This is a genomic window from Halopiger djelfimassiliensis (genome assembly GCF_000455365.1).
Classification (GTDB): domain Archaea; phylum Halobacteriota; class Halobacteria; order Halobacteriales; family Natrialbaceae; genus Halopiger_B; species Halopiger_B djelfimassiliensis.
In genome coordinates this window covers 417,921-431,291 of the sequence record NZ_HG315684.1, presented here as the reverse complement: position 1 = coordinate 431,291, position 13,371 = coordinate 417,921, and the positions used below count along the sequence as shown (strand labels likewise).

Genomic DNA, 13,371 nt, shown 5'->3' with positions numbered 1-13,371 from the left:
GGGCCTCGAAAGACCGACGAATACTCGTGTCGGGGCCGGAAAGAAAGGGGTATGAGTGGAATCGACGTCGAGCCGGTCGACGAAGAGGACGCGGAATCGACGGACGACGACGATCACACCATCGAGGTGACTCCGACGGACGCCGTCGATGACGGGGCGAGACGGGAGTCCATCGACGTCGAGCCGTCGACCGAGCCGATCGAGGGCCCGGACTACGTGCTCTACGGCGGGAAAGGCGGCGTCGGAAAGACGACGATGGCCGCCGCGACCGCCCTCGACAGCGCCCACGGGGGGACCCGAACGCTCGTCGTTTCGACGGACCCCGCACACTCCCTTTCGGATACGTTCGAGGCCGACGTTCCGGCCGAGCCGACCCGCATCCGTGAGGATATCCCCCTCTATGCGGTCGAGATCGACCCCGACGCGGCCCTCGAGGAGGGACAGGTCGCGTTTCTCGGCGGGGCCGAGTCCGACGCCGCACCCGGACACGAAGGTCCGGGCGGGGACGTCGGCGGCGGTCCGATGGGCGAGTTCGGCGGCCTCGGCGAGATGCTGGGGGGCGAATCGCCGATGGACGCGCTCTTCGGCGGCGCGATGCCCGGTGCCGACGAGGCCGCCGCGATGCAACTCCTGCTCGAGTATCTGGACGACGACCGGTTCGATCGCGTGGTCGTCGATACGGCCCCGACGGGCCATACCCTTCGGCTGTTGCAACTCCCCGAAGTCATGGACTCGATGATGGGGCGGCTCATCAAATTCCGCCAGCGGATCGGCGGCATGATCGAGGGGATGAAAGGCATGTTCGGCGGGGACGACGGTCCCGACGGGGAGCAGGGGCTCGAGGACCTTGAAGTCCTTCGCGAGCGAATCGAACGGCTCCGGGCGGCCCTTCGCGATCCGGCGCGGACGGACTTCCGCATCGTCCTCGTGCCCGAGGAGATGAGCGTCTTCGAGTCGAAACGGCTGCGCCAGCAACTCCGGGAGTTCGACATCCCGGTCGGTACCGTCGTCGTCAACCGCGTCATGGAACCGCTCTCGGACGTCACCGACGACGTCGAAGGCGAGTTCCTCCAGCCCAACCTCGAGGACTGCGAGTTCTGCCAGCGACGCTGGGACGTCCAGCAATCGGCCCTCGCCGAGGCGCAGGACCTGTTTCGCGGTACCGACGTTCGCCGGGTGCCGCTGTTCGCCGAGGAAGTCCGCGGTGAAGGAATGCTCGCAGTCGTGGCGGCCTGTCTGCGCTGATCGGGGCTCGTCCGGATGGGGAGACCCCTACGCGAGCTTTCTGAGGAGTCCGTACGCTGTATCGCGCAGCCGGTCGGGAAGGAACCGCGCGTAGACGCCCAGCTGGGCGAGCGGACCGACCGGATAGCGGGCCGGCGGTTCGGGGCAGGTCCCCGCCTCGAGGATCGCCGCCGCGACGTCCTCCGGCTCGGAGGCAAACGGGCCGCCCGCGCCCCCGCCGATCAGTTGCGCCTCGTCGTAGAGTTCGTACAGCGACTCGTAGGCCGGGGTTTGCTCGGCCTCGGGGAGTTCGTCGTCGACGCGTTCGGTAAAGGCCGTCTCGACCGGCCCGGGTTCGATCAGGACGACGTCGATGCCGAACTCCTCGACCTCCGCCCGCAGCGAGTCGCTCATCGCCTCGAGCGCGTGCTTCGAGCCCGAGTACGCGCCCGAGCCGGGTAACGAGATCCGCCCCGCGACGCTCGAGACGTTGATGATCCGACCCTCGGCCTGCGCGCGCATGTGCGGGAGCGCCGCGCGAACGAGTCGATGCGGACCGTAGACGTTGACGTCGAACTGCCGGTGGAGGTCCGCCGTCGAGACGTCCTCGAGCGGTCCCATCTGTGCGTAGCCGGCGTTGTTGACGAGACAGTCGATGGCACCGCCGATGTCGACGGTTTCCTCGACGGCCGACGCGACCTGATCGGGGTCGGTGACGTCGAGAGCAAGCGTCTCACAGCCGGCGTCCGCGAGATCGGCGATGTCGTCGGGGTTGCGCGCCGTCGCGACGACGAGCCAGTCGTCCTCGAGGAAGGCCTTCGCGGTCGCGTGCCCGATTCCGGAGGAACAGCCGGTAATCAGGACACATTGTTTGCGGGTGTAGCGGTCGTCGTCGACGGTCGTCTCGCGCTCGCGGCGATCCGCACCCGCCTCGTCGGTACCTGTTCCCGGGGACCGGCCGTCCGCGTCGCCGGCCCCGGTCTCGTCGGTTCCCTCGGCTTCCGCAGCGGTGGCCATGTGAAGCAGTTCGGGAGACGATACCTAAGTATCGACGGTTTGTCGCGCCCGATGGAACGTTGGGAATCGGTGACCGTTCGTCGTCCGGAACGATTCCAACGGTGGGGTTTCGCGGCCGGAGTCGCCCTTAATCGGCTGTCCCCGCCCGTTCGGCCATCATCGCCGCCGCCCTGTCGGCCCAGTTACCCCACAGGAACCCGGCCGCGACGACGAGCGTCCACCACGCGTAACTGAGGACGATCCCGGCGTAGACTCCCGGAAGACCGTAGTCGAAGACGATCCCCGCGAGGTAGGCCACGCCGAGCATGAACACGAACGTTCCGGTAAACCGGGCGTAGAACGGCGTCCGCGTATCTCCCGCGCCCTTGAGGCTCCCGGCTAGCGGGAAAAAGAGCCCGAAAAAGACCGTCGAGACGCCGAAGACACGGGTGAACGCGACGGCGTGGGTGAGCGTTTCCGGATCCGACGTGAAAACGCGTGCGAGCGGTGCCGCGCCGCCGACGAGGACCGCGCCGCCGATCCCGAGCGTGAGGACGCTGAGGGCCGTCATCGCGAGCCCCGCGAACCGCGCTTCCGCCGGGTCGCCTTCGCCGAGCGTCTGGCCGACGACGATGCTCGAGGCGACGTTGAACGAGCGATACAGCGGGCCCGTAAGCTGCTGGTAGATCCGGCGACCGATGTGGTAAGCGGCGGTCACTTCAGTGCCGAACGTGAGTAACAACGCGTTGAACGGAAAGTTCGCGATCGAAGTGCTCATCCCCTCGGCGAAGTTCGGGAGGCTCACCGCCACGAGCTGGCGCGTTATCGTAACCGACCGCGGGCGGGCAAACGAGAGATCGGTCCGGGTGCTCGCGATCGCAGCCGTGATCATGGCGGCTTCGATCGTGCGGCTGATCGCCGTCGCCAGCCCGACGCCGACGATTCCCAGTCGCGGAAGCGCCCCGACGCCGAGTCCGAGGCCGACGGTTACGAGGATGTTGACCGCGTTCGCGGAGCCGTTGACGAGCATCGGCGTGCGCGTATCGCCGGTCCCTTGCAGCGATCGAGCGCCGACGAGCCCGACGATGCGCATCGGGGCCGCGGCGAAAACCAGCGTGAGGTACTGGCCGCCCATCCGGACGACGTCGGGTTCGGCACCCAAAACCGCGATGAGCGGCGACGCGAACGCGAACCCAAGGAGGATCATCGGAACGCCGGTCAGAAACCCGATGGCGAGCGCCTGCGTGATCGCCCGGTCGCGGGTCGCCGTCGCGCCCCGACCGGTATCCTGACTCGAGAGAGCAATTGCACCGGTCCCGAGCCCGAGCCCGATCCGCAGCGGGACCTGCGCGTAGAGGTCCGCGAGTCCGATCGCGGCGACGGCCGCCGGCGAGAAGAGACCGGTAACGACGATGTCGACCGTCCGCATCAGCGTGTTGAACGTCTGCTGGAGCGCGATCGGCCACGAGAGCGCGGCCGTCCGCCGCCAGATGGCGAGCACGCGCTGCCGGTCGACGGTCCCCATACACCCCACCGAAACGGGACCCAATCGTATCAGTGTACCGATACCAGACGGCGGACTCCGCGAATCGCCGTCCCGTCTTCGCTACGGCACCTCTCGGTAGTTCCGTTTCGCCTCGTCCGCGTAGCTGTCGGCCAACCGAACCGGTTCGGGGAGTTTGTACGACGCGGCGAGCGCGAGGGCAATGTCGGCGGCCGTTTCGGGACCGACGCGGTGGCCGGGACTGACGTACAGGGGGTTGATGTGTCGGTTCGGCGAGTCGTACTGGCGCGTCTGGACGGCGTACCCGAGCAGGGTCCCGTCGGGCGCGTCGACGTTCCCGTCGGCTTCGATGGCGACGCGAGTGCCCTCCGGACGGTCCGCGGTCTCCTCGCGGGGCTGCCCACAGAGCAGGCTCTTGGCGATGCCGACGCTCGGCACGTCACGTACCACGCCCATGTGCGTCGCGATGCCGGCCTGTCGGAAGTGAATCCGGCCGCTGCCGTCGAACAGGAGGAGCTCGGGGTCGACGGAGAGGTCCTCGAGCGCGGCGAGGATCGGCCGGCCCTCGCGAAAGGAGAGCAGACCGGGGATGTAGGGGATCTCGAGCGGCGTGACCGCGGCAACGCGTTCGACGACCTCGCCGCCCTGCATGGCGACGACGGCGCTCAGGGCGCGGTCCTGCTCGCCGTCCGCGTTCGTGAGAAACGACTGGTCGACGCCGGCGACGATCGGCGGCTCGGCGGCACTCGCGGTCGTCTCGAGCGGACTCGAGAGGGCCGCGGGGTCGAACCCGAACTGGTCTTCGAAGACGGCGGCGGTGGCGATTTCGCGCTGCATGGCCTCCATGTCATCGCGCGAGAGGTCGGCGTCGGGTGCGAGATCGGGGCGGGCTGAAGGCATCGATACGCGGGTGTTGACGCGGGGCGAAAATCAGTGTCGGGGTTGCGCGACGCAGAGGAGAGAAAACGAGCGTTAGAACCGACGGCGACCGCCGGGGCCGCCGGGGCCACCCGGACCGCCCGGACCGCCACCGCCGAACTGCAACTGGCTCGGTGCGCGGACGTTCCGGTTGCGCTTGATGTACTCGCCGTAGCCCAGTCCGATCAGCAGGCCGACGAGGTGGGCCATGTGGGCGATATCTCCGCCCCCACCGAGGCCGAGGAAGAAGACGCTGATGGCCGCATAGCCGGCCGTAAGCACCCAGATCGGAACCGGGAGGATGAAGTAGAGGTACACCTTGAGACTGGGGTTCAAGATCGTCAGGACGCCCATGATGGCGAGTGCGGCCCCGCTGGCACCGAGGACGCCGCTGGAAGTCGGCGAGCCCTGCAGGAACTGAATCGAGACCTGACTCAATCCGGCGAGGACACCGCTGACGATGAACAGAGCGGCGAAGTTCTTCGATCCGACGTAGCGTTCCACCAGCGGACCGAAGAAAAACAGCACGATGCTGTTGCCGACGATGTGCATGAGACCGAAAGGATTGTGCGAGAAGATCGACGTCACCCACGTCCAGACGTACTCCGGATGCTGTGGCGTCAGGACGAACAACGCCTGGTGGAGACTCCAACCGCCGACGAGTAACGAGAGTTGCTGTACGAGAAATGTCACCCAGATGATCGCGAGGAACGTGTATGTCATGTTCCCGCGGAAGTACGCCAGCGGCCCGCCCGGACCGGTATCGATCGGGAGTTTATCGGAGAGACTCGAGGCCCGAGACGCGTTCCCGCCGTTGACGCTGTCGTCGAATCCGCTGTCGAAGACACCCTTCGGATCGTTCCAGTTCTGGAGGCCCGAGCAGTCGTGATTCTCGGGCAGCCGATGGTCGGCACAGTAGGTTCCCCCGCAGTGCCGACAGTTGTACGGCATGTTTTCGTCTTTCCCACACACGTCGCACTTGGCCATTGCGCGGGGGTATGTGCGGAGCAGCTAAGGGATTTGGGGTTCGAGTCGACCGCTGATTCGGCTGCGGGCGTCGTCGGAGTCCGGCGGCCGCTTCGCCCGGGACTGTACATTTTTGGCTCCCCGACACCCATATCGAACCGTGCAAGAGTACGAGCGCAAGCAACTGCTCGAGCGGGTCGACCGCGAGGGCGCGACCGTCGGAGCGGACATCCCGGAGACGATCACGGTCCAGGGCGAGGAGATCGACCTCCGGACGTTCGTCTTCGAGATCAAACGCCGCGAGACGGTCCCGCCCGGCGAGCGCGAGCGCGTCGAGCAGGCGAAAAAGAACCTGCGACGGGAACGCCTCGAGCGCCTCGAGCGGATCGAGGAGGGCGACATCAGCCGCGAGGAAGGCGAGGAGCTGGCGCGGGGTATCATCGGGATCGATCGCGCGCTGAACGCCCTCGAGAGCCTCGGCCCGACGGACCTCGAGCGCGAACAGCAGGCCAAGCAGGCCGCCGATCGCAAACGCTGGATGTCGTTCCTCAAAAAGGCGCTCGGACGGGACGACGGCGGGGCCACACGGAGGGGGCGCTGATGGCGACCAACGCCGAACTCGCCGCGCGGTTCGAGGAGTTCGCCGACCTGCTCGAGGCCGACGACGTCGAGTACAAACCCCGCGCGTACCGGCGGGCGGCCGAGAACATCCGCGCGCATCCGTCGCCGATCGCCGACCGCGTCGAGGCGGGCGACGAGGGGATTCTCGAGGAGATCGACGGCGTCGGCGACGCCATCGCCTCGAAGATCGTCGAGTACGTCGAGACCGGCGAGATCGAGGAACTCGAGGAACTGCGCGCCGACCTCCCCATCGATATCGCCGACATCACCCGCATCGAGGGCGTCGGCCCCAAGACGGCCGGGAAACTCTACCGGGAACTCGGCGTCCAGACGTTAGACGACCTCGAGGCGGCCGCCGAGGCCGGTGAGATCCAGTCCGTAACGGGGTTCGGCCCGAAGACAGAGCGGAACATCCTCGAGAACCTCGAGTTCGCCCGGCAGGTCGGCCAGCGGCAGTTGCTCGGCGAAGCGCGGCCGCTCGCCGACGACGTGCTCGCGTTCCTCGAGTCGCTCGAGGCCGTCGAGCGCTGCGAGGTGGCGGGGTCGATCCGCCGGTGGCGCGAGACGATCGGCGACGTGGACGTCCTCGCCGCGACCGAAGCCAACGAGGCGGTCGTCGAGCGGTTCGTCGAGTGGGAGTCGGTCGACAGCGAGATCGAGTCCGGTCCCGAGAAGGCCAGCGTCCGCGTCGGCGAGAGCCGCGTCGACTTGCGGGTCGTCGTCCCCGAGGAGTTCGGCTCCGCGCTGCAGTACTTTACGGGCAGCAAGGACCACAACGTCGCCCTGCGAAACTACGCGATCGATCGTGGGATGAAGCTCAACGAGTACGGCGCGTTCGACGTAAGCGACGTCGACGACGAGGCGGCCGGCCAGCGCGTCGGCGACCGCGTTGCGGGCGAGACCGAGGCGGGGATGTACGAGGCCCTCGGCCTGCCCCGGATCCCGCCGGAGCTGCGGGAGGACCGCGGCGAGATCGCGGCGGCGGAAAACGGGACGCTGCCGGCGTTGCTCACGCGCGAGGATATCCGCGGCGATCTGCACAGTCACACCGAGTGGTCCGACGGCAACACCACGATCGAGGAGATGGTCGCCGCCGCCGCGGACCGGGGGTACGACTACTACGCCGTCGCCGATCACGCCGAGGGTCCCGGCATCGTCGGCGGCATGGGGCTTTCCGATACCGAGATCCTCGAGCAGGTCGAGCGGATCCGCGAGGTCGACGCCGCAGCCGACATCGCGGTCTTTGCGGGCATCGAGGCGAACGTCGACGCCGACGGCGAGATCGACCTCTCCGAGGCGGTCATCGATGCGCTCGACGTGATCGTCGCCTCGACCCACAGCGCGCTCGATCAGGACGCCGAAACCGCCACCGAACGCCTCGTCCGTGCGGTCGAGAACCCGGCGATCGACGTGTTGGGCCATCCGAGCGGCCGGATGCTCAACGAACGGTCGGGACTGGACTTCGACGCGACCGCGCTCGCCGAGGCCGCCGCCGAACACGATACCGCCCTCGAGGTGAACAGCAACCCTCGCCGACTCGACCTCTGGGGGAGCGCCGTCCAAGCTGCCGTCGAGGAAGGTGCGCCGATCGCGATCAACACCGACGCCCACCAGCCCTCGACGCTCGAGTACATGCGCTGGGGCGTCCACACGGCCCGTCGCGGCTGGGCCGAGCCCGACGACGTGATCAACACCTGGGAACTCGAGGACCTGCGGGCGTTCCTGCACTGAGCCGCCGCACGATCCCATGCGTCTCCTGCTCGATGTCATGTGTGGCGGGCTCGACTCGTACCTCCGGATGTGCAACCACGACACCGTCTACGCCGGCGACCGCGGCCTCGAAGCCGACGACGCCCTGCGTGCACTCGCCCGGAAGGAGCGCCGAACCCTGATCACGCGCGACGTCGCGCTTGCGAACCGCGCGACCAACGCAATTTTGCTCGAGTCACGCAGCGTCGAGGGCCAACTCTCGGAACTGGCCGCCGCGGGAGTCGAGTTGCGCCTCGCCGCCGAACCCGCGTTTTGCGGCCGCTGTAACGGGCCGCTCGAACCCGTCGCGGAATCGGTATCGACGCCCGAATACGCGCCCGACCCGGCGGCGGTCGACGTCCGGCGCTGCCGTGGGTGTGGCCAGTACTTCTGGCGCGGAAGCCACTGGGAGCGGGTCGCGGAGACGCTCTCACGGATCGACCGCGACCGGGCGGGGAACGCAGGCGACCGATAGCCGTCCCGAACGCGCCAGCGACGCCATCAGCGCCGCCGTCAGCGCTGGAGCGCGAACGAGACGTGTACCGTCGTCTTGTACCGCTCGATCGTTCCGCCGTCGACGTCGGCCGTCTGCGAGACGATCTCGATGCCGCTGATGTTCTCGAGCGTTTCGTCGGCGTCCTCGAGCGCGTTCTGTGCAGCGTCTTCCCACGATTCGGTCGAGTTTCCGGTCAGTTCGATGACTTTGACGGTCTCGGCCATGGTCCAGCCAACGGACATCGCAAGCGCTCATAGTTCCGCGGCGTGATAATGCCGCTTCCCGCGAGCCGCTATCCTCGCGGCCGTTTCCTCCGTGTCCGTAACCCGGACCCGAACCGTTTCGGATATCGACGCCGAACGTTGATCGCGGACGATGGCATCCGATACCGAACACCTCGACCGTGCGGGCAAACAGGCGTCGTACATCACTAACGAATGGAGCGACGACCCGGCGATCATGCGGACGCAGGCGCTGTGTTACGTCGGCATCCAGCTCGAGCGGATCGCCGACGCGCTAGAGGACGACTAGTAGACGGCGACGTCGTCGAACCGTCCGTCGTAGGCGATGTGGTTGGGATGTGTCGGCTCGATGCCGGAGAGAAAGAGCCGGTCGATCTTCTCCCAGGTGTTTTCGTAACAGAGGTGGCCGAGTTCGATCGCGCTCGTACGCATCCGTTCGAAGCCGTTTTCGTACACGACCCGTCGCCCGACCCGATCCTCGAATGCGTCGATGAGGTCGGCTTCGGTCTCGATCGCCGTCTCGAAGGCAGTGTGTGCGATACCGACCGAACTCGGGAGGTGCGCGTACGAGGAACCGAAGGGCGGGAACTCGTATGCGGCCGCCAGTTTACGCGCCCGGCGGTTGTGGAACGGGAGGTGTTTCGGGTTGAAGATTTCGACGGCGTCGATCACTTCCCTGTACCGACGCAGGTCGTCTTCGGCGAGGCTGACGTTCGCGAACTCGGGATGCGGTGCCAGCACCGTGGCGTCCTGTCGTTCGAACTCGGCTATCGCCGCATCGAGCGGGATGAAATCGGGCACCGGGTCCTCGAGCCCGAGTGCCAGAACGTGTTTTCGGTTTTGCCAGGAGCCTGTAAACACTTCACGTGCGGGAATGACGAGCAACTCGTCGCTCGAGTAGGCGTTTGCTTCCCGGCGGATCTCCGGCAGCCGAGTGAAATGGGGCGCGTAGACGATCGCGTCGAGGCCGGCGCGTTTTGCACGCTCGACGACCGTCTCGTCGAGCACCTTCACGTGACAGTCGACTCGAGACTCCGCTCCATCGCTCACGATCGTTCGTTTCGCGACCGGCGAGTTATGAATTCTGATTTTCCGACCGTTCGCGTCCGACCGTAATCGCGTCGACCGCCGAACGGCCCACCGACCTGTGTTGTCTCCAACAGGAGTACTGCGAAAAGACCATTAGGACGGCCCGTCGATTTTCCCATCGAATGGCCTGGGAATGCGGAATCGACGGCTGCGGTTCGGTGTTCGAGGACGTCGAATCGGCCGTCGTCCATCAGGCGACCGAACACGAGCGCCGCGAGTGCAAAGTCTGTGGAACCGTCGTCCCCGACGGATACCTCGCGATCCGACACGCCTTTACCGAACACAGCCGCGCCGAGTACGTCCGGGCGTACGGTGCAAGCTCCGAGGACGTCCGCAAACGGGAGAAACTCCTCGAGGAGATCGAAGCGGCCGCGGACGTCGAAGCGATCGCCAACGAGTTAAAACGGTAACGCCGTCCGACGAGTCGGCTGCTTTCGTCACCCACAGCATCAGCGGCCGCAACTGCAGTTGACGGGAAAGCCGAGCGAGCCTAGCGTTCGTCGGAGTCCAGCACGCGGATCTGGTCGCCCCGTACTGTCACCGGGATCGGGACCGTCGCCTCGTACAGTTCGACGGTCACCTGATCCTTGCCCTCGTCGATGCGCTGTACTTGGGCCTTCTCGCCTTTGAACGGGCCGGCGATGAGTTCGACGATGTCGCCCTCCGCGATCCCCTCGACGTCGGGTTTGGGCGAGAGGAAATGTTCGACCTCGGAGATGTCGGACTCGCCGGGGACGATGCTTCGCGCGTGCGGAATGTCCTCGAGCACGCGCTCTAACACGGCGTTGCCGTCGGCCTCGACCATGACGTACGAGGTCAGCGAGTCGGGGGCGAGCGCGGCGTGGATCTCCGACTCCTCGCGGTTGATGATCATGTCCGCGACGGTGCGTTCCTGACTTGCAGTCGTCTTGACCGCGTAAATACCCATTAGAAGCCACCACCGCCGGTGAGGAACAGCATGATCGCGCCGATGAGGAAACCGACGAATCCGACGAGCAGGATCCCTGCACCGGCTATTTTCGATACCTGAAGGAATTCCTCGGTCGTGGGTGTCGTCGCCATTTTCAACACCCGAACGTACGAGGTGAGGTCGTACGGAACGTCCATATCTGTCTATTCACAGCGCGGCGTCTTTTATCTGTCTTTCGTGTCTCCCGACTGGTCGCCGCGCGCTGGGAGCGGTGGGCGATCCGACCCGACGTTGCACTCGACGGCGGGAACGTCAACCCGTTCGGCGGCGAAGCCGATTCCTATGGCCGAAGCCGACAACGACAGAACGAACGAGCGCGAGGCGGAACGGGACGCCGAAATCGAGGAAGAACTCGAGCGGATCGACCGCGATCCGGACGAGGTCGACGCCGGAGACGACGACCTCGGCACGCAGAACGCACCGCGGGCGGACGAGAACGAGATCGAGGACGAAGGAGAGGACTGACGGCTCAGGGCAGATCGACCTCCGGGCGTTCCGCAAGCGTCAACGATACGGTTTGGCGGTCGCCGTCGCGGACGACGTCGATGTCGATCTCGTCGCCGGGCGAGGTCTCGAGTGCGAGATACGCGGAGAGCCGTTCCTGCGTCGGGACGTCCGCGTCACCGATGGCGACGATGACGTCGCCGCCGACCGGGACCGGCGTCCCCTCGACGGTCGTCACGTCGTTCGCCGGCTCGAGAACGCCGGACGCGGGTGCGCTCGAGGCGACGTTCGTGACCAGGACGCCGCGTGGCTCCTCGAGATCGTTGGCCTCGGCGATCAGCGGCCCGACGGGAAGGACGCCGACGCCCATGTACGCGTGCTCGTACTCGCCGTCCTCGATGAGGGCGGGGACGACGCGGGCGGCAAGGAGCGCAGAGATCGCGAACCCGATCGTCTGGCCGGCACCGGCAAAGACGACGCCCAGCACGTCGCCATCGAGGGTGATCAGCGGCCCGCCGCTGTTGCCGGGGTTGACCGGCGCGTCGGTCTGGATCGCCGCGGGGATCGAGAAGCCGGTCGGACTCGGCAGCGATCGGTTGACGCCGCTGACGATGCCCTGAGAGATGGAGGCATCGAATCCGAGCGGGTTTCCGAGTGCGAGGACTTCCTGACCGATCGTCGGCGCCGCGTCGTCAAACGATAGGCCGGTCACCGCGTCGGGCAAGGAGTCGACGCGCAGAACGGCGAGGTCACTGTGGATATCAGTCCCGACGACTGACCCCGTTCGCCACCGTTCGTTCCTGAACTGGAGTTCGACCTCGGCTGCGTCGCGGACGACGTGGTTGTTCGTCACCACGTACCCGTCCTCGATGACGAACCCGGAGCCGATCCCCCCGGGGATCTCGTCGTCGACGCCGAACACGTTGACGAGGACGACATCGTCGATCGTCGCCTCGTAGATTTCGGCGTACTGTCCCACGTCCTCGTCGGGGGCGCTTTGCACCGGAGCGTTCGCACCCGGAACATCCGCAGCTACGGTTCGGTTCGCCGCCGTCGAGCCACAGAAACCGAGTGCTGCCGTGACGCTGCCAGCGGCTCGTAACAGACGCCTCCGGGTGAGCGGCTTTTGGTTCGGTGTCACGCCCGTTGCCACCCCGACGAGTGTAATAAAACACACACCAGCAGGGACATCCCGAACGAAGGCACCGTGTGTTCGACGCCGGATACGAGGCTCGAGACCGGGCGGAAGGCGAAAGACGAGTGGTCGAGAAACAGAAGGAGGCGGTTACGCCTCGTCGAACAGTTCTTCGCCCTCGACCATGTGGTCGGCGACGGCGTCCAGATCCAGAGTAACGCCCAGACCGGGCTCCTCGGGGATCTCGATGGAGCCATCCTCGATGACGTCCTCCTCGACGAGATCCTCCCACCAGCCGAGTTCGTAGGAGTGGTACTCGACGGCCAGCGCGTTCGAGATGGCCGCGCCGACGTGGGCGCTTGCCATCGTCGCGACCGGCGAGGCGACGTTGTGCATCGCCACCGGGACGTAATAGAGATCCGCGAGGTCGGCGATCTTGCGGGTTTCGCGCATCCCGCCGACTTTGGGCATATCGGGCGCGATGATGTCGACGGCCTGCTCCTCGAGCAGGCGGCGCTGGCCGTGGGTCCGGTAGACGTTCTCGCCGACGGTGATCGGCGTCGACGTACACCGGGTGACTTCGCGCTGAACGTCGTGGTTTTCCGGCGGGACGGGGTCCTCGAGCCACCAGACGTCGTATTCCTCGAGACGTTTGGCCAGCCGTTTGGCGGAGCCGCCCGAGAACGTCCAGTGGCAGTCGAAGGCGACGTCGGCCCGGGAGCCGACGCGCTCGGTGATCGCCTCGACGATGCTGGCTTTGTGCTCGATTTCGGGTTCACGCAAGTGGCGGTTCGCGCGGTCTTTCTCGTGGCCCGACGGAACGTCCAGATCGAATTTGAGCGCGTCGTACCCCAACTCCTCGACGACGCGCTCGGCTTCGTCGGCGCAGGCGATCGGGTCGGCTTCCGCTTCCGTATGGCAGTCGCAGTAGACCCGGACCTCGTCGCGGTACTTCCCGCCCAGCAACTGGTAGGCCGGCACCTCGAGGATCTTACCCGCCAGATCGTGTAAGGCGAC

17 protein-coding genes are annotated in these 13,371 nt (G+C 66.5%); 7 read left to right on the top strand and 10 right to left on the bottom strand.

Annotation, left to right across the window (positions count from 1 at the left end; translation table 11 throughout):
• The first annotated feature begins 51 nt into the window (after window positions 1–51).
• Window positions 52–1,245 carry an ArsA family ATPase gene (locus TX80_RS02145; RefSeq protein WP_049921225.1) on the top strand — a complete coding sequence of 398 codons (1,194 nt, stop codon included), beginning with the start codon at window positions 52–54 and terminating at the stop codon, window positions 1,243–1,245.
• A 27-nt stretch (window positions 1,246–1,272) separates the two neighbouring features.
• Here the strand turns inward: TX80_RS02145 and TX80_RS02140 are convergent, their stop codons facing one another.
• The 4 genes from TX80_RS02140 to TX80_RS02125 all read right to left on the bottom strand — a co-directional run bounded on the left by TX80_RS02140 (window position 1,273) and on the right by TX80_RS02125 (window position 5,629).
• The gene (locus TX80_RS02140) at window positions 1,273–2,241 is read right to left on the bottom strand and encodes an SDR family oxidoreductase (protein ID WP_049921224.1); all 969 of its coding nucleotides are present in this window, start codon (window positions 2,239–2,241) and stop codon (window positions 1,273–1,275) included.
• A gap of 127 nt (window positions 2,242–2,368) precedes the next feature.
• Window positions 2,369–3,745 carry an MATE family efflux transporter gene (locus TX80_RS02135; protein WP_049921223.1) on the bottom strand — a complete coding sequence of 459 codons (1,377 nt, stop codon included), beginning with the start codon at window positions 3,743–3,745 and terminating at the stop codon, window positions 2,369–2,371.
• Window positions 3,746–3,826: 81 nt separating this feature from the next.
• Complete coding sequence (locus tag TX80_RS02130; RefSeq protein WP_049921222.1) at window positions 3,827–4,624, bottom strand: endonuclease V; 798 nt, start codon at window positions 4,622–4,624, stop codon at window positions 3,827–3,829.
• Between the two features lie 72 nt (window positions 4,625–4,696).
• Window positions 4,697–5,629 (bottom strand): rhomboid family intramembrane serine protease, encoded by a 933-nt coding sequence (locus TX80_RS02125; protein WP_049921221.1) that lies wholly within the window; start codon window positions 5,627–5,629, stop codon window positions 4,697–4,699.
• Between the two features lie 139 nt (window positions 5,630–5,768).
• Here TX80_RS02125 and TX80_RS02120 point away from each other — a divergent pair, with 139 nt between their 5' ends.
• From TX80_RS02120 to TX80_RS02110, 3 genes are read left to right on the top strand one after another with little or no spacing between them, the layout of a single operon-like run.
• A complete protein-coding gene (locus tag TX80_RS02120; RefSeq protein ID WP_049921220.1) occupies window positions 5,769–6,209 on the top strand; it encodes a DUF5788 family protein in 441 nt (146 codons plus the stop codon).
• Window positions 6,209–7,960 (top strand): DNA polymerase/3'-5' exonuclease PolX, encoded by a 1,752-nt coding sequence (polX, locus tag TX80_RS02115; RefSeq protein WP_049921219.1) that lies wholly within the window; start codon window positions 6,209–6,211, stop codon window positions 7,958–7,960. Before TX80_RS02120 ends, polX begins: the two co-directional genes overlap by 1 nt.
• Window positions 7,961–7,976: 16 nt before the next feature.
• Complete coding sequence (locus TX80_RS02110; RefSeq protein WP_049921218.1) at window positions 7,977–8,453, top strand: Mut7-C RNAse domain-containing protein; 477 nt, start codon at window positions 7,977–7,979, stop codon at window positions 8,451–8,453.
• 38 nt (window positions 8,454–8,491) lie between these two features.
• Here TX80_RS02110 and TX80_RS02105 read toward each other — a convergent pair whose 3' ends face one another.
• Window positions 8,492–8,698 carry a dodecin family protein gene (locus TX80_RS02105; RefSeq protein WP_049921217.1) on the bottom strand — a complete coding sequence of 69 codons (207 nt, stop codon included), beginning with the start codon at window positions 8,696–8,698 and terminating at the stop codon, window positions 8,492–8,494.
• 151 nt (window positions 8,699–8,849) lie between these two features.
• On the opposite strand from TX80_RS02105, the gene TX80_RS19260 reads away from it, so the two are divergent.
• On the top strand, window positions 8,850–9,005 hold the full coding sequence (locus tag TX80_RS19260) for a hypothetical protein (RefSeq protein ID WP_195893016.1): 156 nt from the start codon (window positions 8,850–8,852) through the stop codon (window positions 9,003–9,005).
• On the opposite strand, the gene TX80_RS02100 is transcribed toward TX80_RS19260, so the two are convergent.
• Window positions 9,002–9,766 carry a PHP domain-containing protein gene (locus TX80_RS02100; RefSeq protein WP_049921216.1) on the bottom strand — a complete coding sequence of 255 codons (765 nt, stop codon included), beginning with the start codon at window positions 9,764–9,766 and terminating at the stop codon, window positions 9,002–9,004. The genes TX80_RS19260 and TX80_RS02100 overlap by 4 nt on opposite strands.
• Before the next feature lie 161 nt (window positions 9,767–9,927).
• Between TX80_RS02100 and TX80_RS02095 the strand changes: the two genes are divergently transcribed.
• The gene (locus TX80_RS02095; RefSeq protein WP_049921215.1) at window positions 9,928–10,215 is read left to right on the top strand and encodes a DUF7565 family protein; all 288 of its coding nucleotides are present in this window, start codon (window positions 9,928–9,930) and stop codon (window positions 10,213–10,215) included.
• 80 nt (window positions 10,216–10,295) lie between these two features.
• Here the strand turns inward: TX80_RS02095 and TX80_RS02090 are convergent, their stop codons facing one another.
• Both TX80_RS02090 and TX80_RS02085 read right to left on the bottom strand, forming a co-directional pair.
• On the bottom strand, window positions 10,296–10,733 hold the full coding sequence (locus TX80_RS02090) for a transcription elongation factor Spt5 (protein WP_049921214.1): 438 nt from the start codon (window positions 10,731–10,733) through the stop codon (window positions 10,296–10,298).
• A complete protein-coding gene (locus TX80_RS02085; protein ID WP_049921213.1) occupies window positions 10,733–10,912 on the bottom strand; it encodes a protein translocase SEC61 complex subunit gamma in 180 nt (59 codons plus the stop codon). Before TX80_RS02085 ends, TX80_RS02090 begins: the two co-directional genes overlap by 1 nt.
• A 145-nt stretch (window positions 10,913–11,057) precedes the next feature.
• Between TX80_RS02085 and TX80_RS02080 the strand changes: the two genes are divergently transcribed.
• On the top strand, window positions 11,058–11,240 hold the full coding sequence (locus tag TX80_RS02080) for a hypothetical protein (RefSeq protein WP_049921212.1): 183 nt from the start codon (window positions 11,058–11,060) through the stop codon (window positions 11,238–11,240).
• Window positions 11,241–11,244: 4 nt separating this feature from the next.
• On the opposite strand, the gene TX80_RS02075 is transcribed toward TX80_RS02080, so the two are convergent.
• Together TX80_RS02075 and TX80_RS02070 are read right to left on the bottom strand one after the other, a co-directional pair.
• Entirely contained in the window at window positions 11,245–12,222 is a 978-nt protein-coding gene (locus TX80_RS02075; protein ID WP_394324874.1) for a S1C family serine protease, read from the bottom strand.
• A 282-nt stretch (window positions 12,223–12,504) separates the two neighbouring features.
• The coding region (locus tag TX80_RS02070; protein ID WP_049921211.1) for a mandelate racemase/muconate lactonizing enzyme family protein at window positions 12,505–13,371 on the bottom strand (867 nt) is incomplete at its 5' end.